We start from the raw sequence: 24282 nt of genomic DNA, 5'->3' as shown, positions 1-24282 counted from the left end.
CCGGGGTATACAGGAGTCATGTCCGTACGCACCCCCGACCCCGAACCTGCGGGCGACGAACCGTTCGGCCCGCCCGCGGGGAACGTCTCGAACCCCGCCTGGCTGAGCGACATCGAGCTCGAGGAGGCCCGCCGCCGCCTGCCGATGCTCTACGTCGAGGGCGTGCCGGTGCGCACCGACGGCATGGGGCAGGTGACCGCCGTCGGAATCCTGCTGCGGGCGACTCCGGTGGGGGAGATCACCCGCACGATCGTGTCGGGCCGCGTGCGGTACGGCGAGACGGTGCGCGACGCGCTGTTCCGCCACCTCGAGAACGACCTCGGGCCGATGGCGTTTCCCCTCCTGCCGCCGCAGCCGGTACCGTTCACGGTCGCGGAGTACTTCCCGCTCCCGGGGGTCAGCGCGTTCCACGACGACCGTCAGCACGCCGTCTCGCTCGCGTTCGTCGTTCCCGTCACCGGGACGTGCGAGCCGCGGCAGGACGCCCTCGAGGTGACGTGGCTGACGCCGGAGGAGGCGTCCTCCGACGCGCTGTCGGCCGAGATGGAGGGCGGCAGGGGCACGCTCGTGCGGCTCGCGCTGGCCAGCGTGGGCGCGCTGCGCTGAGGCATCCGCGTCATCCAGCCGGCTCTCGCGGAGCGTCCGCCCCGCCCCCTAGGCTCGCAGGATGACCCTCCAACCGCTGCCGTTCCCCGCTGACGCCGCCGGATGGGCCGACTTCGTCTCGGAGCGCCCGGCTCAGCGCATCGCCCGCGTGCGGGAGCTCGACGAGCGGCTCAAGGGCGAGCCGGCCCTGTCTACGGCCGACCGGCTCGAGCTGTGGAACGACACCGAGCTCGCGCTCGCCGAGGCGCTCAGCGAGGCGTACCTCCTGAGCGAGGCGCACCCCGACGCGGAGGTGCGCGAGCTGGCCGAGGGGCAGGTGCAGGCCGTCGAGTCGCTGTCGGCCGCGCGCCTGCTCGACCGCGAGCTGTGGAGCGTGTTCGCGGATGCCCCGCCGGACGGCCTCGACGCCGACCAGGCGCGGCTGCTCTCGCACCTGCTCCGCGACTTCCGTCGCGGGGGCGTGGAGCTCGCCGACGACGAGCGGGAGCGGGCGCGCGAGCTGGCGGACCGCGACACCGAGCTGTCGCTGACGTTCTCGCGCAACATCCGCGACGGCCGGCGCGAGGTCCAGGTGCCCGTCGCGGGCCTGGCAGGACTGCCGCAGGACTTCGTCGACGCGCACCCCGCGGACGAGCGCGGCTTCGTCACGCTGAGCACCGACTACCCCGACCTCATGCCGGTGCGCGACTACGCCTCCGACCGTGCGACGCGCCTGGCGCTGGTGGGCGCCTACAACGACCTCGCCTGGCCAGAGAACGACCCCGTCCTGGCGGAGCTGCTCGCGGTGCGCGCGCAGCGCGCGAGCCTGCTGGGCTACCCCGACTGGGCGGACTACGAGACCGAGACGCGGATGATCGGGGCGGGTGCCGAGATCCCGGTCTTCCTCTCGCGCCTGGACGACGCGTCGAAGCCGGCCGCCGACGCCGAGTACCCGCTGCTCCTCGAGCGGCTGCGCCGCGATGTGCCCGACGTGGACGCCGTCACGATCGCCGACTACTGGTACCTGGTGGGAGCGATCAAGCGCGAGCAGTACGACGTCGACGCCCAGCTCGTCCGGTCGTACTTCCCGTTCGAGCGAGTCGTGTCGGGCGTCCTCGACGTCACCGGCCGCCTCCTCGACGTCGAGTACCTGCCGGTCGACGCTCCGGCGTGGCACGACGACGTACAGTCCTTCGACGTGGTGCGCGGAGGAGTCCGCCTTGGCCGCATCCACCTCGACCTGCACCCCCGCGAGGGCAAGTTCAGCCATGCGGCCTGCTTCCCGCTCGCTCCGGGCGTGGCGGGTCGGGTGCTCCCCGAGGCCGCGCTCCTGTGCAACTTCTCGCGCGGACTGCTCGAGCACGACGAGGTCGTGACGTTCTTCCACGAGTTCGGGCACCTCGTGCACGACATCCTCGGCGGCCACCAGCGGTTCGCCCGTTTCAGCGGCGTGGCCACCGAGTGGGACTTCGTCGAGGCGCCCAGCCAGCTGCTGGAGGAATGGGCGTGGGACGCCGACGTGCTGGCCTCCTTCAGCGGCGACGCGGACGGCCGCCCGATCCCGGCCGATCTCGTGGCCCGCATGCGCACGGCCGACGGGTTCGGTCGCGCACTCGAAGTGCGGCGCCAGCTGGGGCACGCGAACGTGTCGTACCGCCTGCACGTCGACCGTCCCTCCGACCTGCAGGCCGAGACCGAGCGGATCTACGCCGCGACGAGCCCGGTCCAGCCGCTGCCCGGCCAGCACTCCTATGCCGGCTTCGGCCACCTCACCGGCTACGGCGCCTGCTACTACACGTACCAGTGGAGCCTCGTGATCGCCCGCGACCTGCTCAGCGGCTTCGGCGAGGGACTGATGGATCCCGAGGCGGCGCGCCGCTACCGCACCGAGGTGCTCGAGCGCGGAGGATCCCGCGACGCACGCGAGCTCGTCGAGGCGTTCCTCGGGCGCGCGTCGTCGTTCGACGCGTACCAGGAGTGGCTCGCGGGGCGGTGAGCGCCGCGCGTTTCGCGCACACGGCGAGGCGCGGTAGGGTTCAGTCACCCTGAGCGCAGTCACCCCTGCGACACTCACCCCCCGGTGTCGTCGAGGGCGATGCGGCCTCCGTCGGCCGCGCCCGGCGACCCGTTCGCCGTGCGACCGGCGGAACGCACCGCCGCCGCTGTATGCGGTCGCCGACACAGTGATTCCCCTCGCCCCTAGAAAGCAGAGTCACTCGATGTCCGAGCACGCCGTCAACCCCGGCACCACTGGTCCGGAAGACCCCAGCCCCTTCGACACGATCATCGGCGAGACGTCGACGACGTTCGGATCGGGCTTCACCACGACCTTCCGCGGCTACGACAAGGAAGAGGTGGATGCCGCGATCGCCGGCCTCGACGCGCGCGTGCGCGCCGCGGCCGACGAAGTCGCGCAGCTGAAGCAGCACCAGCGGCGGGCCGGCGCCGCCGTCGCGCAGAGCCGGGCGAAGGCCGAGCGTCTCGAGGCGGAGCTGCAGGTCGCGAACGAGCGGCGTCAGGCCGACATCGACGCCGCCATCGCCGCCCACCGTGCCGAGGTCGACGCCGAGCTCGCCGCGCGACAGGAGCAGATCGACCGGCTGCAGGCCGAGCTCGCGGCAGCGGACGAGAACCGCCGCACCGAGCGCGAGCGCGCCGAGGCCGAGGCATCCGCCGCCCGGGAGGAGGAGGGCGACGCCCTGCAGCGCCTGCAGGCCGAGCTCGAACTCGCCAATGCCCGGCTGGCCGACGCCGAGCAGCGGGTCCAGGCGCTCAGCGACGAGCTTGTCGGCGCCACGGGCGAGTCGCCGAACCGCCAGCAGTTCGAGGAGGTGCTGCGCGTCGCGGAGGACCAGGCGAGTCTCCTCATCCGCAACGCCTCCATCCAGGGCGACCGCCTGCTCGAGGCGGCGCGCGAAGAGATCGCCAACCGGCGCACGGCCGCGCAGGCCGAGGCCGACGGCATCGTCTCGCAGGCCCAGCACGAGGCGCAGCAGATCCGGCTGAAGATCGACACCGAGCTGACCGCGCACGAGGCCCGCATCGAGCGCGAGTCCGCGCACGCCGCCGAGAAGATCTCGCAGGCCGAGCGCGAGGCCGCCGCCATCCGCTCGGAGGCCGAGAAGGGCGCGGCCGTGCTGCGCTCCACGGTCGCCCGCGAGACGGCGCGCGACCGGTCCGAGGCCGAGGAGGCGGTGCGCGAGCTGCGCCTGCGGGTGCTGGAGTTCGAGGCATCCCTCACCCGTCGCCAGGACGATGCGCACCAGGAGTTCCTCGTGCTCCACAACCAGGCGGTCGCCCATGCCGAGCGCATCACGCAGGATGCCAACGAGCAGGTCACGGCGTCGCTGGAGCACGCGCAGCGGGTCTCGGCGAAGGCGGAGGACTTCGAGCGTCTGATGCGCGCCCAGTCGCAGCAGATCGAGGCCGACGCGCAGCTACGCGCCCGGGAGCACCTCGAGCAGGCGCACGTGAAGGCCGAGCGCATCATCGCCCTGGTCACGTCGCACTCCCAGTCCGTGCTCCGCGACGCCGAGGACCGCACGCGCACGCTTCGCTGGCAGCAGCACCAGCTCATGAGCTTCATGGCCGAGGTGAAGGAGCTCATCCGGCCCGAGACCGCCCTCGCGCCGGCATCCGTCACCTCTGCAGATCAGCCGGACGAGGAGACAACGGATGCCGCCCCCGGCCATTCCGCCGAGGACGCGGCGGTCGTGCCGGAGCCGAGCGAGGACGCGGCGGTCGTGCCGGAGCCGAGCGAGGACGCGGCCGTGGACGGTGAGTCGCAGGATGACCCGGCCGAGAGCGGCGAGTCACGGGAGGACACGGCTGGGGGCGGCGAGCCGCACGAAGCCGAAGCAGAGTCGCACGAGGCCGAGGCCGAGCAGCACGAGGCCGAGGTCGAGCAGCACGAGGGCTGAGCCCCCGGGTCCCGGACCGCGCGCCCCGCGGTCCGGGAGCCGCGCGGTCCGGCTACGAGGCCGAAGTCTCCCGCGCGATCGCGGCGAGGAACGCGTCGATGTCGTTCTCGGACGTGTCGAAGCTGCACATCCACCGCACCTCGTTCTTCGCGGCATCCCAGTCGTAGAACCGGAACGACGCGCGCAGACGATCGGCGACGCCGGCCGGCAGGGTCGCGAAGACGCCGTTGGCCTGCGTCGGCTGGGTGAACGCGACCCCGCGGATCGACCCGTCGGCGAGGCCGCGCTCGATGCCGGCGCGCAGGCGCTGCGCCATCGCGTTCGAGTGGGAGGCGTTGCGCAGCCACAGATCCCCCTCGAGCAGCGCGAGCAGCTGCGCCGAGACGAACCGCATCTTCGAGGCGAGCTGCATGTCGAGCTTGCGGAGGAACTTCAGGCCCTGCGAGGCCTCGGGGTTGAGCACGACGACGGCCTCCCCGAGCATGGCGCCGTTCTTGGTGCCGCCGAAGCTCAGCACGTCGACGCCCGCGTCGCGCGTGAACTCCCGGAACGGCACGCCGAGCGACGCGGCGGCGTTCGAGATCCGCGAGCCGTCCATGTGCACGTGCATCCCGAGGCCGTGCGCGTGCGCGGCGATCGTGGCGATCTCGTCGACGGAGTAGAGGGTGCCGAGCTCGGTCGACTGCGTGATCGAGACGACGAGTGGCTGCGCGCGGTGCTCGTCGCCCCAGCCCCACGCCTCGCGGTCGATGAGCTCGGGCGTGAGCTTGCCGTCGTCGGTCGGGACGGTGAGCAGCTTGATGCCGGCCACGCGCTCGGGCGCACCGCCCTCGTCCACGTTGATGTGCGCGGTCCCGGCCGTGATCACGGCGCCCCAGCGGGGCAGCATCGACTGCAGCCCGACGACGTTGGCGCCGGTCCCGTTGAACACCGGGTACGCGTCGACGCCGTCGCCGAAGTGCCGGGCCATGACCTCCTGCAGGCGCTCGGTGTAGACGTCCTCGCCGTACGAGACCTGGTGTCCGTCGTTGGCGGCGGCGATGGCCGCGAGCACCTCCGGGTGGATGCCGGAGTAGTTGTCGGACGCGAATCCGCGCAGGTTGGGGTCGTGGATGGTGGTCACGGGTATCCATTCTCCCGCGGCGACGGCGGGCGCGGCGGTGTCACAGCGAGGGGTCGGTGAGGTCGACGATCGTGTCGTTGGTCTCGGAGGCGTCGGTCATCCACAGGTCGGCGAAGCGCTGCGCCAGGGCCTCCTCGAGTCCCGAGAGGCTCTTGGTGCGGAAGATGACGGATGCCGCGGCCAGCGGCCGCCCGGAGTCCTTCGCGGCCTTCGCGAAGCCCTGAGCGACGGCGCGCGCCCACGCCTCGCTCGCCGCCTTGACCGCGGCGTAGTTGGCGCCGCCGGCGAGCGGGCGCTCCACGGCGGTGGAGGAGACGATCGCGGTGCGCGCGGACGACGACCTCCGCAGGTCGGCGTCGAATGCCCGGCTGACGTGGCGCAGCGCGGTCAGCGAGCGCTCGAGGAAGCGGTAGTCGTCGTCGGTCTGCCCCGCCAGACCGCCGCCGCCGCGCCAGCCGCCCACGAGGTGCAGCACCCCGTCGACGGCTCCGTCGGCCGCGTGGATCCGCTCGGCGAGTGCGGCGACGTCGGCCTCATCGGTCAGGTCGCACACCTCGGTGCGGACGCTGCTGGCCGGGTCGACGTCGGCGACGCCCGGCCCGGCGCCGAGGGAGGAGGTGAGCTCCTCCAGCTTCTCGGAGCTCCGCCCCACCGCGATGACGCGCGCGCCCGCCGCGACGAGTTCGCGGGTGGCGGCGAGACCGGACGCGCTGGTGGCCCCCGAGACGACCACGAGTCTGCCTGAGACGCTCATACCCCTACCCTTCCACGCCCGCTCTCCACTCCGCTCTCCACTCCGCCCTCCATCGCCGAGATCGTGCGATCTCGTCGAATGACCACGTCGTCGGCGCCCACGACGTGCGTTCTCGGCGAGAACGTGCGATCTCGGCGAGAACGATGGGCCGAACGACGCTTCAGGAGTCGCGGCCGGTGATGCCGGCGGTCGACTCGATGACGGGCTTCATCTTCCGCTCGAGCGCCTCGAAGAACATCGACAGCGGGAACTCGTCGTCCATGACCGCGTCGGTGTAGCCCTTCGGCGGGCCGGCGAGGATCTCGTCGGGCAGTCCGCGTGCCCACTGCGACGCCGGGTTCGGCGTCAGGGTGCCGCGGACGAGGTCGTACGCGGCGAGCCAGTGCGCGGTCTTCGGGCGGTCGATCGAGCGCCAGTAGAGCTCGTCGATCGCGTCGCCGAGCGCGACGACCGCGGCGGGCACGTCCTCCCAGTCGAAGGCGAGGGCCGTGTCGGTCCAGTGCAGCACGTCGCGCTGGTGCAGCCACGCGAACAGCAGCTGGCCGCCGAGCCCGTCGTAGTTGCGCACCCGCGTGCCGGTGATGGAGAACCGGAAGATCCGGTCGAAGATCACCGCGTACTGCACCAGCTTGGCGTGCTCGAGCATCTCGGCCTCGGCCTCGCTGAGCTCCGCCCCCTGAGCCTGTCGATCGGCCAGCCGCCGCTGGATCGCGACGCACTCGCGGAACGCGGTGAGGTCGCACCGCAGCTCCTCCAGCGAGTACAGGAAGTACGGCATCCGCTGCTTGATCATGAACGGATCGAACGGGAGGTCGCCGCGCATGTGGGTGCGGTCGTGGATGATGTCCCACATCACGAACGTCTTCTCGGTGAGCGCCTGGTCGTCGAGCATGCGGGCGGCGTCGGCGGGGAGCTCCAGCTTCGTGATCTCGGCGGCCGCGCGCACCACCCGGCGGTAGCGGGCGGCCTCGCGGTCCTGGAAGATCGCGCCCCACGTGAACGCCGGGATCTCGCGCATCGCGACGGTCTCGGGGAAGAGCACGGCGCTGTTCGTGTCGTAGCCCGGGGTGAAGTCCAGGAACCGCAGCGACACGAAGAGCTTGTTGCCGTAGTCGCCGGCCTCCAGCTGGGCGATGAACTCGGGCCAGATCACCTCGACGAGCACGGCCTCGACGCGACGATCGGACGATCCGTTCTGCGTGTACATGGGGAAGACGACCAGGTGACGGATGCCGTCGACCCGGTGCCGCTGCGGCTGGAACGCCATGAGCGAGTCGAGGAAGTCCGGGATGCCGAAGCCCTCGTCGGCCCACCGCTGGAAGTCGCGCACCGAGGCCGCGAGGTACTCCCCGTCGTGCGGGAACGCCGGGGCGAGCGCCCGGATGCCGGCGATGATCTCGGCGACCAGAGCGCGCGCCCGGTCGTGGGCCGCGGCATCCGGAATCGAGCCGTCCTTGATCTGCAGGTCCTGGATCGCGGTCGCCGCCGCCTTCAGGCGCAACCAGGCGGGCGACGCCTCCACGGGCTCGGCGGCCGATGACCGGGTCGCATCCTCGACGACCTCGGGTTCGCCGACGATGACCTGCGTGGTGCGGGTGGGAGCGGGCATGGTGAACCTCCGATCTTCGAGCGCGGTTTCTCTCCCGATTCTAGAGAACTTCCCCCAGCGACACGATTCAGCAGGAAAATTTCCTGTCTGGGATAGAGTCGAGGCATGCCGAGCCTGGATGACGCGACCGACGCCGCCATCGTGCGGGAGGTCTCCCGCGACGCGCGCGCGACGCTCGCCGATCTGTCCGCCGCGGTCGGGCTGTCGGTGTCGGCCGTCCAGGCGCGACTGCGGCGGCTCGAGAGCCGCGGCGTCATCACCGGCTACCGGGCCCTCGTCGACGCCGAAGCGGTCGGCAAGCCCCTCGCCGCCTTCGTCGAGATCACGCCGCTCGATCCCGGCCAGCCCGACAACGCGCCCGAGCTGCTCGAGCACCTCACCGAGATCGAGGCGTGCCACTCGATCGCCGGCGACGCGAGCTACATCCTCCTCGTGCGCGTGGCCACCCCGCGTCACCTCGAATCGCTGATCCGCGACATCCGCGCGGCCGCGTCGGTGAACACGCGCACGACCGTCGTGCTGCAGACGTTCTACGAGAACCGCCCGATCCTCCCCGCCTGACCCTTTCCCGGCGAGCGGTGGGTAGTCTCGGCGCATGGACCCCGCTCTGCCTCCCCCCGCCGACGATCGCGGCCGGGGAGTGCTGATCGTGCGGAACGCGGCATCCGGCTCGGCGGTCATCCGGTCCGACCCCGCCTCGATCTTCGCCGCGCGCCTGCCCGGGGCGCAGATCCGAGAGCTCGGCGACGACGAGGACCTCGAAGACGTCGTCGCGAAGGCGATGGCCGCCGACCCCGCTCCCGCGGTGCTCGGCGTCTACGGCGGCGACGGGTCGGTCTCGCGCATGGCGCACCTCGCCCGCCGGTACGACCGGCCCCTCCTCGCCATGCCGGGCGGCACGTTCAACCACTTCGTGCGCGCGCTGGGCCTCGACAGCGTCGACGCCGCGATCGACGCGTACGAGGCGGGCTCGACGGCCGAGGTCGGCGTCGCGGATGCGACGGCGGATGACGACGAGCCGCTCACCGTGCTCAACGTCGTCTCGGTCGGGGCCTACCCGGAGCTCATCGGGGAGCGCGAGCGGCGAACGAGCCTCGGCAAGTGGATCGGCGGCGTCGTCGCGACCGCGGTCGCGCTGCGCCGAGCCGAGCCGCTCACCATCGTGCGGGGCGGACGCCGCGCGCGCGTGTGGTCGGTGTTCGTCAGCGTCGGGCGGAACGACCCCGATCGCGTCGCCACGATGCAGCGGCAGGAGACCGAGGCCGGCGTGCTCGATGTCCGCATCCACCACGCGCGCGGGTCGAAGGTGCGCGCGCTCGCCTCGCTCGCCTTCGGCAAGCGCACGGCGGCCGTGCTGCGCGCGGTGCGCCTGTTCCCCCGCGACGAGGACGTCGAGCGCCTCGTCGTGCGCGAGCTCGACGTCCGCGTCCGCCCCGAGGCGGGGCATCCGTCCGTCTTCGTGCACGACGGCGAACTCGAGGAGCGGGAGGCGGGCGGCTTCACCTTGCGGTGCGTCGCGGTGCCTCGCGCGGTGACCGTGTTCGCACCGGCTCCTCCGGGCCCCTGAGCGAGCGAGGCGAGGCGGGTCAGTCGTGCTGCGGGAAGCCCAGGTTGATCCCTCCGTGCGACGGGTCGAGCCAGCGTGACGTGATCGCCTTCTCGGCCGTGAAGAACTCGAAGCCGTGCGGGCCGTACGCCTTCGCATCGCCGAAGAGCGACGCCTTCCAGCCTCCGAAGGAGTGATACGCCACCGGCACCGGGATCGGCACGTTGATGCCGATCATGCCGACCGTCGCCTCGCGCTGGAAGCGTCGTGCGGCGCCGCCGTCGTTGGTGAAGATGGCGGTGCCGTTGCCGTACCGGCTCGCGTTGATGATGTCGAGGCCCTCTTCGTAGCCCTCGACGCGCACCACCGACAGCACCGGGCCGAAGATCTCGTCGGTGTACACCGTCGACGACGTCGGCACGTTGTCGATCAGCGTCGGGCCGAGCCAGAAGCCGTTCGCGTCTCCGTCGACCTCCACGCCGCGACCGTCGACCACGACCGAGGCGCCGTCGGCGCCGGCGACATCGATGTACGACGTCACCTTGTCGCGGTGCTGTCCGGTGATGAGCGGTCCCATGTCGCAGCCGCGGGTGCCGTCTCCGGTGCGCAGGGAGGACATGCGCTCGGCCACCTTCGATACGAACTCGTCGGCGACCGTGTCGACGGCGAGCACCACCGAGATCGCCATGCAGCGCTCACCCGCCGAGCCGAAGCCGGCGTTCACGGCGGCGTCCGCGGCCAGGTCGAGATCGGCGTCGGGCAGCACCAGCATGTGGTTCTTCGCGCCGCCGAGGGCCTGCACGCGCTTGCCGTGCGAGGTCGCCGTCTCGTAGACGTACTTCGCGATCGGCGTCGAGCCGACGAACGAGATCGCCCGCACGTCCGGGTGCTCCAGCAGCGCGTCCACCGCCTCCTTGTCGCCGTGGACGACGTTGAAGACGCCGTCGGGGAGCCCCGCCTCCGTCAGCAGGCCCGCGAGCCAGTTCGCGGCGCTCGGGTCTTTCTCGGACGGCTTCAGCACGACGGCGTTGCCGGCCGCGAGGGCGATCGAGAAGAACCACAGCGGCACCATCGCCGGGAAGTTGAAGGGGCTGATGATGCCGACGACGCCCAGCGGCTGACGCAGCGTGTAGACGTCGATGCCGGTCGAGACGTTCTCGGAGTACGCGCCCTTGGTGAGGTGCCCCACGCCGCACGCGAACTCGACCACCTCCATGCCGCGGGCGATCTCGCCGCGCGCGTCGGCGAGCACCTTGCCGTGCTCGGAGGTGAGGATCTCGGCGAGCTCCTCCTTGCGCGCGTTCAGCAGCTCGCGGAACGCGAACATCACCGCCTGGCGCTTGGCGATCGAGGCGTCGCGCCACTGCGCCCACGCCGCGGACGCGGCATCCACCGCTGATCCGACGTCGTCGCGGGTGGCGAACCGCACCCGCTTCTGGACCGTGCCGAGCGCGGGGTTGTACACCGAGCCGGTGCGGTCGGATGCCCCCGCCCACGGCCCGCCGTTCACCCAGTGCTCGAGGACCGCCGTGTCGGCGCCCACCGGGTCGGTGCGCTCCATCATGTCCGTCATTGTCGTGTTCCTCCTTCGGAAGCGCCGCAGGCCGACCCGGTCGGTCGGCCGCGACGCGATGCACGCGTCAGAAGAGGTCGCCTTCGACGCTCGTCAGGGCTTCATCGTAGATCGACATCGCCTCCTGCACCTCCTCGTCGGTGACCACGCAGGGCGGCACGACGTGGATGCGGTTCTCCGCCGCGAAGGGCAGCAGCCCTCGCGACGTCAGCTCCTTCTTGAGCTTCCCCACGACCTCGGCGCCGACCGGCTCACGGGTGTCGCGGTCGGTCACGAGGTCGAGCGCCCAGAACACGCCCTCGCCGCGCACTTCGCCGATGAGCGGATGCCGCGACGCCAGGTCGCGCAGACCGGGGCCGATCGCCTCCTCGCCGACGCGCCGGGCGTTCTCGACGATCCCCTCCGACTCCATCGCGTCGATCGCTGCGACGATCGAGGCCGCGGCCAGCGGGTGCCCCGAGTAGGTGAGGCCGCCGGGGAAGACGCGGTCGTCGAACGTCGCCGCGATCTCGGGCGAGATGATCACGCCGCCCACCGGCACGTAGCCCGAGTTCACGCCCTTGGCGAAGGTGATCAGATCGGGCACGACGTCGTGGCCCTCGAAGGCGAACCAGCGGCCGGTGCGCCCGAACCCCGCCATCACCTCGTCGAGGATGAGCACGATGCCGTAGGCGTCGGCCAGCGCGCGGACTCCCGCCAGATAGCCGGGCGGCGGCACCATGATGCCGGCGGTGCCGGGCACCGACTCCAGCAGCAGGGCGGCGATCGTGGAAGGCCCCTCCGACTGGATCACGCGTTCGAGGTGGTGCAGGGCTCGCTCGCACTCCTCCTCCGGCGTGGTCGCCCAGAACTCGGTGCGGTACAGGAACGGGCCGAAGAAGTGCACGTGTCCGCGGGCGTACTGGTTCGGCATCCGTCGCCAGTCGCCCGTCGCGACGATCGCCGCACCGGTGTTGCCGTGGTACGAGCGGTAGGTCGAGAGCACGGTGTCGCGACCGGTGTGCAGGCGTGCCATGCGGATCGCGTTCTCGATCGCGTCCGCACCGCCGTTGGTGAAGAAGACCTTCGCGAAGCCGGCAGGGGCCTTGTCGAGGATGCGCTGCGCGGCCTGACCGCGGTGGAGGTTGGCCGTGGCGGGCCCGATGGTCGCCAGGCGCTCGGCCTGCTCGCGGATCGCCGCGACGACGGCGGGATGCTGATGCCCGATGTTGACGTTGACCAGCTGGCTCGAGAAGTCCAGCATGCGATTGCCGGCGTGGTCCCACACCACCGTGCCCCTGCCGCCCGCGATGACGGGCAGGTCCAGGCCCGCCTGCGCGGACCAGGAGTGGAACACGTGCTCGCGGTCGAGCTCCTTCGCGAGGGCATCGAGGTCTTCGGTCATGTGTCCACGTTCCCTGTTCGCGGAAGGCGGGTCAACGGCGTTTCGTCTTGCCTTGCCCCGCGCGGCGACCGGAGTGTCCGGTCGCCGCGCGGGTGCGGCATCCGCTACTGGCCGCCCTCGGTGAGCGTCACCTGGATCGGCGTGTACTCGCCGCCGACCACGACGCCCTCCTCCTCGAGCTCGGCCAGCGCCTGCTCGATGTACTCGTTCGAGTACGCCGACTCGGCCGGCTCGGTGGTGATGAGCTCGAGGTCGTCCTGGTTCTTGGCCGACAGCGCGCCGGCCACCGTCTTGTCCCACGCCGCCTGGTCGACGAGCCCGAAGTCGGCGCCGGTCCAGATGAGCTTGTTGACCTCGTTCATCATCCACTGCTGGTGCACCGGACCCACCGGGAACGCCGCCTCCGCGTTCGAGGCGATGTCGTAGACGATCGACGCCGCCTCCTCGGGGTTGTCGCGCGCGAAGATCCAGCCCTTGGTGACGGCCTTGAGGAACCGCACCGCCGCGTCGGCGTACGCCGGGTCGTCTTCGAGGCGCTGCGTGTCGGCCCAGATGGCGTCCTGCAGCATGGCCCCCTCGGTCTCCTCGTACGAGATGACGTCGAAGTCCTCCGGCTGGTACAGCTCGCCGGTCTCGGGGTTCACGACCTCGAGGATCTGCGCCCACTCGTTGTACGTCATCGCCTGCGCGGCGTCGACGTCGCGGTCCAGCAGCGCGTTCATCGAGAAGTCCTGCGTCGTGATCGACACCGTCGTCGAGTCGAGGTCCTCGGCGGCCATCGCCGCGAAGATCTCCCACTCGTTGCCGAAGCCCCACGAGCCGATCCGCTTGCCCTCGAAGTCGGCGACGGACTCGATCCCGTCGCCCTTCCACGACACCTGCAGCGTCCCGGACTTCTGGAAGACCTGCGCGATGTCGGTGAGCTCGACACCCGTGGCCTCGAGCGTGCCGAGCACCTTGGGAACCCACGCGATCGCGAAGTCGACGTCGCCCGCGACCAGCGCGTCCTGCGGCACGATGTCGCCGCCGGAGGGGATGATCTCGACCTCGTCGAACCCTTCCTCCTCGAAGTAGCCCTGCTCCTGGGCCACGTAGTAGCCGGCGAACTGGGCCTGCGGCAGCCACTGCAGCTGCAGCTTGATCGAGGTGAGCGGCTCGAAGTCCTCGTCTCCGCCTCCTCCGCCGTCGTCGGTGCCGCCCGATCCGGAACAGGCCGCGAGTGCGAGCGCGGCGACGGTGACGGCGGATGCTGCGGCCAGGCCGCGTCTGATGCTGTGTGTCATGGCGTTCCTTTCGTGTGGTGCTTGCGGGGTGGTGCTGCACGTGCTCGCCGGCGGGCTATCCCGGCGACCGCCTCGTCGCCAGGCGCTCCAGGAGCGAGGTCACGAGGAAGAACACGAGCCCGATGATGATGCCGCCGAGCACGTAGGCCCACGCCAGCGCGGCCCGGCCGGACTTGGCGTAGGTGGCGATGGCCGTGCCGATGCCGTCGGCGGGCCCGCCGAAGTACTCGGCGACGAGGGCGGCGATCACCGCCAGCGAGCTGGCGATGCGCAGGCCCGTCATGAGGTACGGGAGGGCGGTCGGGAGCGTCAGGACGCGGAACGTCTGCCAGCCGGATGCCGCGGACGAGCGCAGCAGGTCGCGGTGAACGGGCCGGGTCTGGCGGAGGCCCCGCAGCACGTTGACGAACACCGGGATGAAGGCCGCGATCGTCGCGACCGCCTGACGTCCGAACTGGCTCGAGGCGCCGAACATCGTGTTGAGGATCGGCGTGATCGCGACGATCGGGATGACGGCGAGGGCGGACACCAGCGGCGCGAGCATGCCGTCGACGGGCTTGGCCGCGGCCGCCAGCCCGGCGAACAGCAGCGCGAGGAGGGAGCCGACCACGAGGCCGATCAGAGCGTTCGTGGCCGTGATCATCATGTCGTCGAGGATGATCGGGAACCGGCGGACGAACTCCTCGGCGATCGCGATCGGGCTCGGCAGCATCCGCGGCGCGGTGCCGAGCACATCGACCCAGAAGATCCAGATCGCGAGGATCAGGACGCCGACGACGACGGGCGCCACCCACTTCAGCCACCCCGGAAGCTCGCGCTCGCCGGGCCCCGCCCCCGCGCCCGCCGGACCCGGCGGGGCGGGCAGCATCGTGGTCGCGGCATCCGTCATGATTCACTCGCCCTCGTGACGGGCGAGCCGTGCAAGGCCTCGCGGACGGCCGTCACGCGGTCGAAGAACTGCGGCGATTCGCGCAGCGCCTCGTCGCGCACCTCGCCGAGAGAGGTCTGGACCACGTCGGTGATGCGCCCGGGACGCGGGCTCATCACCACCACGCGGTCCGAGAGGAAGACCGCCTCCGGGATCGAGTGGGTCACGAACACGACGGCCGCCGAGGTCTCGGCGGCGATGCGCGTCAGCTCGGATTGCAGGCGCTCGCGCGTCATCTCGTCGAGCGCGCCGAACGGCTCGTCCATGAGGAGCAGCTTCGGGCGGGCGGCCAGCGCGCGGGCGATCGCGACGCGCTGCTGCATACCGCCGGAGAGCTGGTCGGGGTAGCGATCGACGAAGTCCGAGAGACCGACCAGCTCCGCCAGCTCGGCCACGCGGCTCGCGCGAGCAGCCTTGCCCGTGCCGTGCAGTTCGAGCGGCAGCCCGATGTTGGCGGCGACCGAGCGCCACGGCAGGAGGCCGGCCTGCTGGAACGCGATGCCGTAGTCCTGATCGATGCGGGCGCGCTTGGCGGGCTTTCCGAAGATCTGGAGGGTGCCGGACGTCGCCTGGTCGAGGTCCGCGATCAGGCGCAGCAGCGTCGACTTGCCGCAGCCCGACGGGCCGATGAGCGACACGAACTCACCGCCGGCGACCTCGAGATCGACGTCGGTCAGCGCGACGACCTCCCCGGTCTTCGTCGGGAACACCTTCCCGACGCCGGATGCGTGAACGGCAAGGTCGGTCATGCGGCGGCCTCTCCTCTGCGGTAGTTGGCAAGTCCGAGGCCGATGAGGGCCACCGAGCCGGCGGCGATCAGGCCGAGGGCGATCGAGCCGAACGTCGGCCCCCATGGAGCGGCGGGGTCGCTCGAGGCCTGACCCGCCAGCTGGATGAGCATGCGGCCGATGCCGCCGCGCATGCCGATGGAGACCTCCGCCACGACCGCGCCGAGCACCGCGTTCGCGGCGGCGAGCCGCAGCGCCGGAAGCAGGTGCGGGACGGCCGCGGGCAGGCGCAGCCGGAACAGCGTCGGCCAGTACCCCGCGGCGTAGCTGCTCATGAGGTCGAGGTGGATGCGGTCCGGCGACGCCAAGCCACGGAGCACCCCGACGGCCACCGGGAAGAACGCCAGATACGACGCGATCACCGCCACCGACAGCCACTGCGGCCACGTGCCGCCGCCGCGGTCGATCTGGTTGCCGATCGCATTGACGACGGGGGCGAACGCGATGAGCGGCACGATCTGGCTCACCACGATCCAGGGGAGCAGGCCCCACTCCAGCAGGCGCCACCGCTGCATCACCAGGCCCAGGAGTGCGCCCACGACCACGCCGATCAGCCATCCGACGGCGGCGATCCCCAGGGTGATGAGGGCGGCGCCGGCGACCGAGACCCAGAGCGCGGGGGTGTCGCCGCCGCTCGTGGGGGCGAACAGGCGCGCGACCATGTCCCACACGTGCGGCATCGCCCGGTCATGGGTGCGCGGGAGGATCATGAGCCCCGACCCGGACTCGCCGGGGACGGCGCCCACGACCACGCCGTCGGCGGGTCCGAGGAACTTGTACAGCTCCCACAGCACGATGACCGCCACCACCCCCACCGCGCCCCAGCCCGCGGCGATCCAGCCGCGGAGCTCGCCCTGACGGCGCGCCGACCAGCCGATGGGCCTCATGCCGGTGCCGACTTCACGACTTGGCCGTCACGTGGGTCTGCAGCGCCGGGATCACGGTCTCGCCGTAGACGCGGAGCGTCTCCTCCTTGTTGTCGTGCTGCAGGTAGCCGGCGAACTGGGTGACCCCCAGCTCGCGCAGCTGTTCGAGCTTGGCGATGTGGTCGGATGCCGAGCCCAGGATGCAGAAGCGCTCGACGATCTCGTCGGGGACGAAGTCGACGTGGTCGTTGTCGGCCTTGCCGTGGGTGTTGTAGTCGTACCCCTTGCGTCCCTCGATGTAGTCGGCGAGCGCGTCGGGGATGGCGCCGTGATGGCCGTACTTCGCGACGATGTCGGCGACGTGGTTGCCCACCATGCCGCCGAACCACCGGCACTGGTCGCGCATGTGCGCCTCGTCGTCGCCGATGTACATCGGGGCGGCCACGCAGAAGGCGAGCGAGTCGGGGTCGCGGCCGGCGGCGGCCGCGGCATCCTTCACCGTCTTGATCATCCACGCGGCGATGTCGACGTCCGCCAGCTGCAGGATGAACCCGTCGCCCACCTCGCCGGTGAGCGTGAGCGCCATCGGCCCGTACGCCGCCACCCACACGTCCAGCTGCGAGCCCCGGCTCCACGGGAACCGGATCGTCGAGCCGTGGTACTCGACGGGCCGCGAGTTCGCGAGCTCGCGGATCACGTGGATGGACTCGCGCAGCTCGGCCATCGTCACCGGCTTGCCGTTGGTCACCCGCACCGCCGAGTCCCCGCGGCCGATGCCGCAGATCGTGCGGTTGCCGTACATCTCGTTGAGCGTGGCGAACACGGAGGCCGTCACCGTCCAGTCCCGCGTCGCGGGGTTCGTCACGAACGGCCCCACCGTGACGCGATTGGTCTCGGCGAGGATCGCCGAGTGGATGACGTAGGGCTCCTGCCACAGCAGGTGCGAGTCGAAGGTCCACACGTGGCTGAAGCCGTGCGCCTCGGCGAGCTTGGCGAGCTGCACGGTGCGCGCGGCGGGCGGGTTGGTCTGCAGGACGACGCCGAAGTCCATGATCTCGATACGCTCCGCTCGATCGCCGGGAATCAGATGAGGTACTGCGAGAGGCCGCGCTTGAGGAAGCGCCCGTCGCCCTTGGAGCCGTGGTACCGGCCGCCGTCGACCACGACCTTGCCGCGGGAGATCACGGTGTCGACATGCCCGTCGATCTCGTAGCCCTCCCATGCGGAGTGGTCCATGTTCATGTGGTGCGTGCGGCCCTCGCCGAGGCCGATCGACGTGTGGCCGTTCGGGTCGTAGACGACGATGTCGCCGTCGGCGCCCGGCTGGATGACGCCCTTCCTGCCGTACAGGCCGAACATGCGCGCGGGTGTGGTGGAGGTCAGCTCCACCCACCGCTCGAGCGTGATCTTGCCCGTGACGACGCCCTGGTACATCAGGTCCATGCGGTGCTCGACCGAGCCGATGCCGTTCGGGATCGCGCGGAAGTCGTCGAGACCCAGCTCCTTCTGGCCCTTCATGCAGAACGGGCAGTGGTCGGTCGAGACCATCTGGATGTCGTTGGTGCGCAGCGCCTGCCACATGTGGTGCTGGTGGCCCTCCTTGCTGCTGCGCAGCGGCGTCGAGCACACCCACTTGGCACCCTCGAACTGCCCCCACTCCTCGCTGAACGCGCCCAGCTGCTCCTCCAGCGAGAGGTACAGGTACTGCGGGCAGGTCTCGCCGAACACGTTCCAGCCCTGGTCGCGCGCCCAGGCGATCTGGTCGACGGCCTGCTTGGCGCTCACGTGCACCGTGTACAGCGGCGCGCCGGTGAGGTTCGCCAGCATGATCGCGCGGTGCGTGGCCTCCTCCTCCATCTGCCAGGCGCGCGCGATGCCGTGGTAGTACGGCGCCTTCTTGCCGGCTTCGGCCAGCTGCGCCGCGAGCACGTCGATCGCCGGGCCGTTCTCGGCGTGCATCATCGTGAGCAGGCCGGTCTCCGCCGATACCTGCATGGCCTTGAGCACCTGCGCGTCGTCGGAGTAGAACACGCCGGGGTAGGCCATGAAGAGCTTGAAGCTCGAGACGCCCTCGTCGAGCAGGCCCCGCATCGCCGCGAGGGAGTCGTCGTCGACGCCGCCGACGATCTGGTGGAAGCCGTAGTCGATCGCGCAGTTGCCGGCGGCCTTCTCGTGCCACGCCGCGAGCCCGTCCTGCACGCGCTCGCCGTAGCGCTGCACGGCGAAGTCGATGATCGACGTCGTGCCGCCCCACGCGGCCGCCCGCGTCCCGGTCTCGAACGTGTCCGACGCGTTGGTGCCGCCGAACGGCAGCTCCATGTGGGTGTGCGCGTCGATGCCGCCCGGGATCACGTACTTCCCGGTCGCGTCGATGACCGTGTCGACGGATGCCGCGACATCCGTGCCCAGCAGCTGCGAGCCGGGCGCGAGCACGGCCGCGATGGTCTCGCCGTCGATGAGCACGTCGGCCTCGCCGCGTCCCGTCGCCGAGACGACGGTGCCGCCCTTGATGAGTGTCGTTGCCATGTCAGTCCTCCGGTGGCCGAGCCTGTCAGGCCCTCAGGGCTTCGCGATCTTCGTGTAGGAGTCGGGCCGGCGGTCGCGGTAGAACTGCCAGTCGTCCCGCATCTCACGCACCATGTCCATGTTCAGGTCGCGCACCAGCAGCTCCTCGTGGTCGCCGGATCCGCGCTCGCCGACGAAGTTCCCGCGCGGGTCGATCACCTGGCTGGTGCCGTAGAAGTCGACAGCGAGGTCGCCGTACTCGTTGTCCTCGCGCCCCACGCGGTTGGGCTGCAGCACGAAGTACCCGTTCGCGACGGCCGCGGCGGGACCCTCGACCTCCCACAGCCGGTTCGACAGCCCGGGCTTGGTCGCGTTCGGGTTGAAGACCATGTGCGCGTCGTTCAGTCCCAGCTCGCGCCACCCCTCCGGGAAGTGGCGGTCGTAGCAGATGTACATCCCGACGCGTCCGACGGCGGTCTCGAACACCGGGTACCCGAGGTTGCCCGGGCGGAAGTAGAACTTCTCCCAGAACCGGTCGAGGTGCGGGAGGTGGTGCTTGCGGTACTTGCCGAGGATGCTGCCGTCGGCGTCGACGAGCACCGCGGTGTTGTAGTAGACCCCGGTCTCGGCCTCCTCGTAGATCGGCAGCACCGTGACCAGGCCCAGCTCCTTGGCCAGCGCGGCGAACCGCTGCACGATCGGCCCGTCGGCGGGCTCGGCGAAGCCGTAGTACTTCTTGTCCTGCGTGATGCCGAAGTAGGGGCCGTAGAACAGCTCCTGGAAGCACACCACCTGCGCGCCCTGCGCCGCGGCATCCCGGGCGAAGCCCTCGTGCTTGTCGAGCATCGACTCCTTGTCGCCCGTCCAGGTGGTCTGCGAGATCGCCGCGCGTACCGTCGTCATCGTGTCTCCGTTCGTGAGCCGGCGCTCGCCGGCTCGTCGTCCGCGCCCCCGCGGGGGCATCCCTCGGGCTGGGACCGACGGGTCCGATCGATGGGGCGGCCCCGCACCACGATCCTGTCGACTGCACGTTTCCCGTCGGTTTCGGCCTGTGACGCGACAGTAAAGCCTCACCCGGTGCCGCGCAATGGTGGGTCCAGCAGACCTTATGGATACATCCGGCGGAGGATGCCATCGGGGCCGCAGGTACAGCGCGGGACGGATGCCGCGCCCGCTGGTCTCCCGTAACGTGAAACGGTGTTCCGCCGCCTGAAGACGTACCAGCTCGTCGTCGACGTCTCGCTGGGCGTGCTCTTCTTCCTCGCGGCGTGGCCGATCGAGCACGTCGTCACCGGCGCGACGGGCTACGGCGCACCGCTGCAGGGGACGTTCCCGGCGCTCGAGGCGTTCGTCATCGCCCTGTTCTTCGGTGCGGCGCTCGCCGTGCGCCGCCTCTCACCGGCGCTCGCGCTGGGGCTTGCGTGGGCGGGCGCACTGCTGCAGATGGGATTCGGGCGCCCGCCGGGCTTCGCCGACGTCGCGATCTTCGCCGTCCTGTACGCCACGGCGGCCTATGGCGGCTCCCGCGTCTATTGGGCGGGCCTTGTCTCGGCGCTCGTGGGCGCGCTGGTGATCACCGTCTACCTCGCGGCGGGGCCGCTGTACTCCGGCGGCCTCACCTGGCAGACGCTGCCGCTCGCGCTGGTGATGCTCGTGGCGGCCGCCTTCGCGCTGGGCCTGGCGTGGACGATCGGCGCGCTCGTGCGGACGGCGGTGCGCGCGCGGGAGAACCGCGAGGCGCAGCAGCGGGCCGAGGCCGAGGCCATCGCCGAGCAGGAGCGCGTGCGCATCGCGCGCGACATGCACGACGTCGTCGCGCACTCGCTCGCGGTCGTGGTCGCCCAGGCGGACGGCGCACGCTACGCGGCCGGATCCGATCCCGCGGTCGCGACCGAGGCGCTCGCCACGATCGCGAGCACGGCGCGCTCCGCCCTCGCCGATGTGCGGCTGCTCCTCGGGCAGCTGCGCCACCGTCAGGGCGACGGCCCGCAGCCGACGCTCGCCGACCTCGAGGAGCTCTACGCGCAGGTGCGGGCCGCCGGCGTGCGGCTGCGGGTCGACGTCGATCCGGCACCGCCCGGGGAGCCGCCGGGCGCGGTCCAGCTGGCCGTGTACCGCATCCTCCAGGAGGCGCTCACCAACGCCCTGCGACACGGCGCGCCCGGGGGTCCGGTCGACGTGCGGCTGGCGTGGCTCGCCGACCGTGTGGAGCTGGGGGTGCGCAACCCGCTGCCGTCCGGCCCGCGCACGCCGAAGGCGGGGCACGGCCTGATCGGCATGCGCGAACGCGCCCAGCTCGCCGGCGGCCGGCTCGACGCGGCGGACGAGGACGGCGCGTTCGCGGTGACCGCACTGATTCCGATCGGAGGACTCGCATGATCCGCGTCGCGCTGGTCGACGACCAGGCGCTCTTCCGCGCCGGCATCCGCATGCTCGTCGATTCGCAGCCCGACCTCGAGGTGGTCGCCGAGGCGTCGGACGGCCGCGAGGCCGTCGACGCCGTGCGCCAGACCCGGCCCGACGTCGTGCTCATGGACATCCGGATGCCCGTCATGGACGGACTGGCCGCCACCGCCGAGCTCCTCACCGACCCCGAGCCTCCGCGCATCGTCATGCTCACGACGTTCGACCTCGACGAGGCGGCGGCGCGGGCGATCCGCCAGGGTGCGAGCGGCTTCCTGCTGAAGGACGCCGACCCCGAGTTCCTCCTCGCGGCGATCCGCACGGTGCACGCGGGATCGGCCGTGATCGCGGCATCCGCCACCCGGGAGCTCTTCGCAAGATTCACGGATGCCGCCGCCCGCCCGGTCCCCGCCGCCTACGGCGAGCTCACCGAGCGCGAGCGGGAGATCTTCGCCCTCGCCGCGCGCGGCCTGTCCAACGCCGAGATCGCGGCGCGGGAGTTCCTCTCCGAGGCGACGGTGAAGACGCACATCAGCCGCATCCTGACCAAGCTCGCCCTCCGCGACCGGGTGCAGCTGGTCGTCTTCGCCTTCGAGCACGACCTCGTCTGACCGGCGGGATGCGGCGGGGAGGATCATCCCGGGGATGTAGACGGATGCCTCGCCAGGCGGACGCGCGCGACAGCAGGCGCTTCCTACCGTCGAGGACATGGAAATCTCTTCGACCGATCTGGGCCTCGCCGCCCGGGTCCACCAGCTCACCAAGACCTACGGCACCGGCGAGAGCACGGTCCGCGCACTGGACGGCGTGACCGTCGGCATCCGTCGCGGCGAGTTCACCGCCATCATGGGCCCGTCGGGCTCGGGCAAGTCCACGCTCATGCACATTATGGCCGGGCTCGACGCCCCGACCTCGGGCCGGGCATGGATCGGCGACACCGACATCACCGGCCTCAGCGATCTGGAGCTCACGATCCTGCGCCGGCGGCGCGTCGGCTTCGTCTTCCAGGCGTTCAACCTCGTGCCGACGCTCGACGCGCTGGGCAACATCCTGCTGCCGTTCGACCTCGACGGACGCCGCCCGACGACGCTCGAGCGGTCCCGCATCGACGGGCTCGTCGAGCGCCTGGGGCTGACGAGCAGGCTCCGCCATCGGCCGCACCAGCTCTCGGGCGGCCAGCAGCAACGCGTCGCGATCGCGCGCGCCCTCGCAACGGCGCCCGACCTGGTGTTCGCCGACGAGCCCACCGGCAACCTCGACTCCCGCTCGGGCCGCGAGGTGCTGGCGCTCCTCGCCGCCGCGAGCCGCGACCAGGGCCAGTCCATCGCCATGGTGACCCACGACCCGGTCGCCGCCTCGCACGCGGACCGCGTCCTGTTCCTCGGCGACGGCCGCATCGTCGCCGACAAGCCCCGCCAGAGCGCGGAGGAGATCTCGGCGTACATGCTGGCCTCCGAGCTCGGCGCGGCGGCGCCGGTGGCGGCGGCGCCGGTCGCCGCGGCTCCGGTCGCGGAGGCCGCCTCGTGAGCGCCGTCGCAGCGCCGACGGCGGAGCGCACGCCGGCGACCCGCGGGGCCGGGGCCGCGGTCGCGGCGCCTCTCGGATGGCTCCGCGAGCGGGGTATGGGCGCGAGCATCCTCGTCGCGGCGATCTCGAGCGCGTTCGGGGCGATCCTGCTCAGCGCGACCGGGTTCATCGCGGCCGTCCTCCGCGCCGACCCGTTCATCGGCGACAGCGGCACGCTCGCCGCGGTGCTGGGCATCATGAGCGTCCTGCTCATCGGCGTCGCCGTCTACGTCGCTGCCATCGTCACTGCCAACACGTTCGCCACGGTGATCGCCGGCCGCACCCGCCGGATCGCCCTGCTGCGGCTCATCGGCGCATCGGCGCGGTCGCAGCGCGCCGAGGTGGCTCGGCAGGGTCTCGCGGTGGGCATCGTGGGCGCGCTGCTCGGACTCGTCGGCGGCACGCTGGTGTCGTGGGCCGGGGTCGCCCTCGCCGTCGGATACCTCGGCATCGACGGCGTCCAGTACGCCGTCGTCCAGCCGGTGCTGGTGGTCCCGGCGACCGTCGTCGCCCTGACCACGTGGGCCGCGGCGTGGGCGGGTTCCCGCCGCGTGCTCACCGTGACGCCGCTGCAGGCGCTCGGCGGGTCGGTGGAGGCATCCCACGACGCGTTCGCGCGCCGCGGCCCCCGCAACGGCGCCGCCGTGGCGCTGTTCGCGATCGGCGGCGCGCTGCTGGTCGCGGGCATCGCGCTGGGCCTGCTCAGCCCCCTCGGCGTGGTGATCGCCTTCTTCGGCGGGATCTTCTCTTTCACGGGGCTCGCACTGGGGGCGACCCTGGTCATGCCGCCGGTGCTGCGGCTCGTCGGCAGGTGGTTCGGATCGTCCGCGACCGCCCGGCTCGCGGCCGAGAACGCGCTGCGGTACCCCGAGCGATCCAGCCGCATGGCCATCGGCGTCGTGATGGGGGTCACGCTCGTGACGATGTTCGCGGTCGCCCTCGAGACCGTGAAGGCGGTGCTCACGACGTCGGCGGGCGGCGACGCGCCCGACGAGCTCACGACGCTGCTGGACACCTTCGCGGGGATCATGATGGGCCTGGTCGCCGTGTCGGCCGTCATCGCGGCCGTCGGGCTGGTCAACCTCCTGACGATCGGCGTCGTGCAGCGCCGCCGTGAGCTCGGGCTCCTCCGGGCGCTGGGCGTGTCGACGGGTCAGGTGCGTCGGATGGTGCTGCTCGAAGCGGCGCACATCACGATCGCCGCCACGGTGACCGGTCTCGTGCTGGGGATCGCGTACGGCTGGGCGGGCGCGCAGTCGCTCCTCGGCTCCGTGCCGATGCCGCCGTCGTTCTCGGCGCCCACGCTGGTCGCGCCCGCGGTGCCGTGGCTTCCCGTGGCGATCATCGTGGCCGCCACCGCGGTGCTCACCCTCGTCGCGGCGGTGGTGCCGACCCGGCTCGCGACGCGGGTGGCGGCGGTCGAGGCGCTCGCCGAGTGAGGACGGATGC

At 71.5% G+C, this 24282-nt stretch carries 21 protein-coding genes; 9 read left to right on the top strand and 12 right to left on the bottom strand.

Annotated features, from left to right (window positions below; genetic code table 11):
- The first annotated feature begins 18 nt into the window (after positions 1 to 18).
- The 3 genes from V6R91_RS00280 to V6R91_RS00270 all read left to right on the top strand — a co-directional run bounded on the left by V6R91_RS00280 (position 19) and on the right by V6R91_RS00270 (position 4505).
- Positions 19 to 606 (top strand): NUDIX hydrolase family protein, encoded by a 588-nt coding sequence (locus V6R91_RS00280; protein ID WP_336393597.1) that lies wholly within the window; start codon positions 19 to 21, stop codon positions 604 to 606.
- A gap of 61 nt (positions 607 to 667) precedes the next feature.
- Entirely contained in the window at positions 668 to 2581 is a 1914-nt protein-coding gene (locus tag V6R91_RS00275) for a M3 family metallopeptidase (RefSeq protein WP_336393596.1), read from the top strand.
- A 223-nt stretch (positions 2582 to 2804) separates the two neighbouring features.
- Complete coding sequence (locus tag V6R91_RS00270) at positions 2805 to 4505, top strand: hypothetical protein (RefSeq protein ID WP_336393595.1); 1701 nt, start codon at positions 2805 to 2807, stop codon at positions 4503 to 4505.
- A 52-nt stretch (positions 4506 to 4557) separates the two neighbouring features.
- Here the strand turns inward: V6R91_RS00270 and V6R91_RS00265 are convergent, their stop codons facing one another.
- From V6R91_RS00265 to V6R91_RS00255, 3 genes are all read right to left on the bottom strand, one after another.
- Positions 4558 to 5628, bottom strand: coding sequence for a threonine aldolase family protein (locus V6R91_RS00265; RefSeq protein WP_336393594.1), 1071 nt, complete (start codon positions 5626 to 5628; stop codon positions 4558 to 4560).
- 40 nt (positions 5629 to 5668) lie between these two features.
- Entirely contained in the window at positions 5669 to 6382 is a 714-nt protein-coding gene (locus V6R91_RS00260; RefSeq protein ID WP_336393593.1) for an SDR family NAD(P)-dependent oxidoreductase, read from the bottom strand.
- 160 nt (positions 6383 to 6542) lie between these two features.
- Entirely contained in the window at positions 6543 to 7991 is a 1449-nt protein-coding gene (locus V6R91_RS00255; RefSeq protein WP_336393592.1) for a DUF6421 family protein, read from the bottom strand.
- A 114-nt stretch (positions 7992 to 8105) separates the two neighbouring features.
- Here V6R91_RS00255 and V6R91_RS00250 point away from each other — a divergent pair, with 114 nt between their 5' ends.
- Together V6R91_RS00250 and V6R91_RS00245 are read left to right on the top strand one after the other, a co-directional pair.
- Entirely contained in the window at positions 8106 to 8552 is a 447-nt protein-coding gene (locus V6R91_RS00250; RefSeq protein WP_336395005.1) for an Lrp/AsnC family transcriptional regulator, read from the top strand.
- A gap of 34 nt (positions 8553 to 8586) precedes the next feature.
- Positions 8587 to 9558, top strand: coding sequence for a diacylglycerol/lipid kinase family protein (locus V6R91_RS00245; RefSeq protein ID WP_336393591.1), 972 nt, complete (start codon positions 8587 to 8589; stop codon positions 9556 to 9558).
- A gap of 19 nt (positions 9559 to 9577) precedes the next feature.
- Here the strand turns inward: V6R91_RS00245 and V6R91_RS00240 are convergent, their stop codons facing one another.
- The 9 genes from V6R91_RS00240 to V6R91_RS00200 form a co-directional block, all read right to left on the bottom strand.
- Positions 9578 to 11110 (bottom strand): CoA-acylating methylmalonate-semialdehyde dehydrogenase, encoded by a 1533-nt coding sequence (locus V6R91_RS00240; RefSeq protein ID WP_336393590.1) that lies wholly within the window; start codon positions 11108 to 11110, stop codon positions 9578 to 9580.
- A 67-nt stretch (positions 11111 to 11177) separates the two neighbouring features.
- Positions 11178 to 12494, bottom strand: coding sequence for an aspartate aminotransferase family protein (locus V6R91_RS00235; RefSeq protein ID WP_336393589.1), 1317 nt, complete (start codon positions 12492 to 12494; stop codon positions 11178 to 11180).
- Between the two features lie 104 nt (positions 12495 to 12598).
- Positions 12599 to 13777, bottom strand: a complete 1179-nt coding sequence (locus V6R91_RS00230; RefSeq protein WP_336393588.1) for an ABC transporter substrate-binding protein — start codon at positions 13775 to 13777, stop codon at positions 12599 to 12601.
- 55 nt (positions 13778 to 13832) lie between these two features.
- Positions 13833 to 14666, bottom strand: coding sequence for an ABC transporter permease (locus tag V6R91_RS00225; RefSeq protein WP_336393587.1), 834 nt, complete (start codon positions 14664 to 14666; stop codon positions 13833 to 13835).
- Positions 14663 to 15454, bottom strand: a complete 792-nt coding sequence (locus tag V6R91_RS00220; RefSeq protein WP_336393586.1) for an ABC transporter ATP-binding protein — start codon at positions 15452 to 15454, stop codon at positions 14663 to 14665. The genes V6R91_RS00225 and V6R91_RS00220 overlap by 4 nt, the downstream gene beginning before the upstream one ends.
- Positions 15451 to 16380: an ABC transporter permease gene (locus tag V6R91_RS00215; protein ID WP_336393585.1), complete on the bottom strand. Its 930-nt coding sequence runs from the start codon at positions 16378 to 16380 to the stop codon at positions 15451 to 15453. The genes V6R91_RS00220 and V6R91_RS00215 overlap by 4 nt, the downstream gene beginning before the upstream one ends.
- 13 nt (positions 16381 to 16393) lie before the next feature.
- Positions 16394 to 17410 (bottom strand): TIGR03842 family LLM class F420-dependent oxidoreductase, encoded by a 1017-nt coding sequence (locus tag V6R91_RS00210; protein ID WP_336393584.1) that lies wholly within the window; start codon positions 17408 to 17410, stop codon positions 16394 to 16396.
- 32 nt (positions 17411 to 17442) lie between these two features.
- Positions 17443 to 18885, bottom strand: coding sequence for a dihydropyrimidinase (gene hydA, locus V6R91_RS00205; protein ID WP_336393583.1), 1443 nt, complete (start codon positions 18883 to 18885; stop codon positions 17443 to 17445).
- Positions 18886 to 18918: 33 nt separating this feature from the next.
- Positions 18919 to 19767 carry a nitrilase-related carbon-nitrogen hydrolase gene (locus V6R91_RS00200; protein WP_336393582.1) on the bottom strand — a complete coding sequence of 283 codons (849 nt, stop codon included), beginning with the start codon at positions 19765 to 19767 and terminating at the stop codon, positions 18919 to 18921.
- Between the two features lie 294 nt (positions 19768 to 20061).
- On the opposite strand from V6R91_RS00200, the gene V6R91_RS00195 reads away from it, so the two are divergent.
- The 4 genes from V6R91_RS00195 (at position 20062) to V6R91_RS00180 (ending at position 24272) form a co-directional block, all read left to right on the top strand.
- On the top strand, positions 20062 to 21243 hold the full coding sequence (locus tag V6R91_RS00195) for a sensor histidine kinase (protein WP_336393581.1): 1182 nt from the start codon (positions 20062 to 20064) through the stop codon (positions 21241 to 21243).
- Entirely contained in the window at positions 21240 to 21878 is a 639-nt protein-coding gene (locus V6R91_RS00190) for a response regulator transcription factor (protein ID WP_336393580.1), read from the top strand. Before V6R91_RS00195 ends, V6R91_RS00190 begins: the two co-directional genes overlap by 4 nt.
- Positions 21879 to 21975: 97 nt before the next feature.
- The gene (locus V6R91_RS00185) at positions 21976 to 22794 is read left to right on the top strand and encodes an ABC transporter ATP-binding protein (protein WP_336393579.1); all 819 of its coding nucleotides are present in this window, start codon (positions 21976 to 21978) and stop codon (positions 22792 to 22794) included.
- A gap of 95 nt (positions 22795 to 22889) precedes the next feature.
- Complete coding sequence (locus tag V6R91_RS00180) at positions 22890 to 24272, top strand: ABC transporter permease (RefSeq protein WP_336395004.1); 1383 nt, start codon at positions 22890 to 22892, stop codon at positions 24270 to 24272.
- Positions 24273 to 24282: the final 10 nt, after the last annotated feature.

The organism is Microbacterium sp. CCNWLW41 (genome assembly GCF_037083505.1).
This window is presented reverse-complemented; position numbering and strand designations above follow the sequence as displayed.

What these genes read in the sequence shown, in the direction of transcription:
- V6R91_RS00280 (WP_336393597.1), top strand. Translation starts at nt 19, where the DNA reads ATGTCCGTACGCACCCCCGACCCCGAACCTGCGGGCGACGAACCGTTC.
- V6R91_RS00275 (WP_336393596.1), top strand. Translation starts at nt 668, where the DNA reads ATGACCCTCCAACCGCTGCCGTTCCCCGCTGACGCCGCCGGATGGGCC.
- V6R91_RS00270 (WP_336393595.1), top strand. Translation starts at nt 2,805, where the DNA reads ATGTCCGAGCACGCCGTCAACCCCGGCACCACTGGTCCGGAAGACCCC.
- V6R91_RS00260 (WP_336393593.1), bottom strand. Translation starts at nt 6,382, where the DNA reads ATGAGCGTCTCAGGCAGACTCGTGGTCGTCTCGGGGGCCACCAGCGCG.
- V6R91_RS00255 (WP_336393592.1), bottom strand. Translation starts at nt 7,991, where the DNA reads ATGCCCGCTCCCACCCGCACCACGCAGGTCATCGTCGGCGAACCCGAG.
- V6R91_RS00245 (WP_336393591.1), top strand. Translation starts at nt 8,587, where the DNA reads ATGGACCCCGCTCTGCCTCCCCCCGCCGACGATCGCGGCCGGGGAGTG.
- V6R91_RS00240 (WP_336393590.1), bottom strand. Translation starts at nt 11,110, where the DNA reads ATGACGGACATGATGGAGCGCACCGACCCGGTGGGCGCCGACACGGCG.
- V6R91_RS00235 (WP_336393589.1), bottom strand. Translation starts at nt 12,494, where the DNA reads ATGACCGAAGACCTCGATGCCCTCGCGAAGGAGCTCGACCGCGAGCAC.
- V6R91_RS00230 (WP_336393588.1), bottom strand. Translation starts at nt 13,777, where the DNA reads ATGACACACAGCATCAGACGCGGCCTGGCCGCAGCATCCGCCGTCACC.
- V6R91_RS00225 (WP_336393587.1), bottom strand. Translation starts at nt 14,666, where the DNA reads ATGACGGATGCCGCGACCACGATGCTGCCCGCCCCGCCGGGTCCGGCG.
- V6R91_RS00220 (WP_336393586.1), bottom strand. Translation starts at nt 15,454, where the DNA reads ATGACCGACCTTGCCGTTCACGCATCCGGCGTCGGGAAGGTGTTCCCG.
- V6R91_RS00215 (WP_336393585.1), bottom strand. Translation starts at nt 16,380, where the DNA reads ATGAGGCCCATCGGCTGGTCGGCGCGCCGTCAGGGCGAGCTCCGCGGC.
- V6R91_RS00210 (WP_336393584.1), bottom strand. Translation starts at nt 17,410, where the DNA reads ATGGACTTCGGCGTCGTCCTGCAGACCAACCCGCCCGCCGCGCGCACC.
- hydA (WP_336393583.1), bottom strand. Translation starts at nt 18,885, where the DNA reads ATGGCAACGACACTCATCAAGGGCGGCACCGTCGTCTCGGCGACGGGA.
- V6R91_RS00200 (WP_336393582.1), bottom strand. Translation starts at nt 19,767, where the DNA reads ATGACGACGGTACGCGCGGCGATCTCGCAGACCACCTGGACGGGCGAC.
- V6R91_RS00190 (WP_336393580.1), top strand. Translation starts at nt 21,240, where the DNA reads ATGATCCGCGTCGCGCTGGTCGACGACCAGGCGCTCTTCCGCGCCGGC.
- V6R91_RS00185 (WP_336393579.1), top strand. Translation starts at nt 21,976, where the DNA reads ATGGAAATCTCTTCGACCGATCTGGGCCTCGCCGCCCGGGTCCACCAG.
- V6R91_RS00180 (WP_336395004.1), top strand. Translation starts at nt 22,890, where the DNA reads ATGGGCGCGAGCATCCTCGTCGCGGCGATCTCGAGCGCGTTCGGGGCG.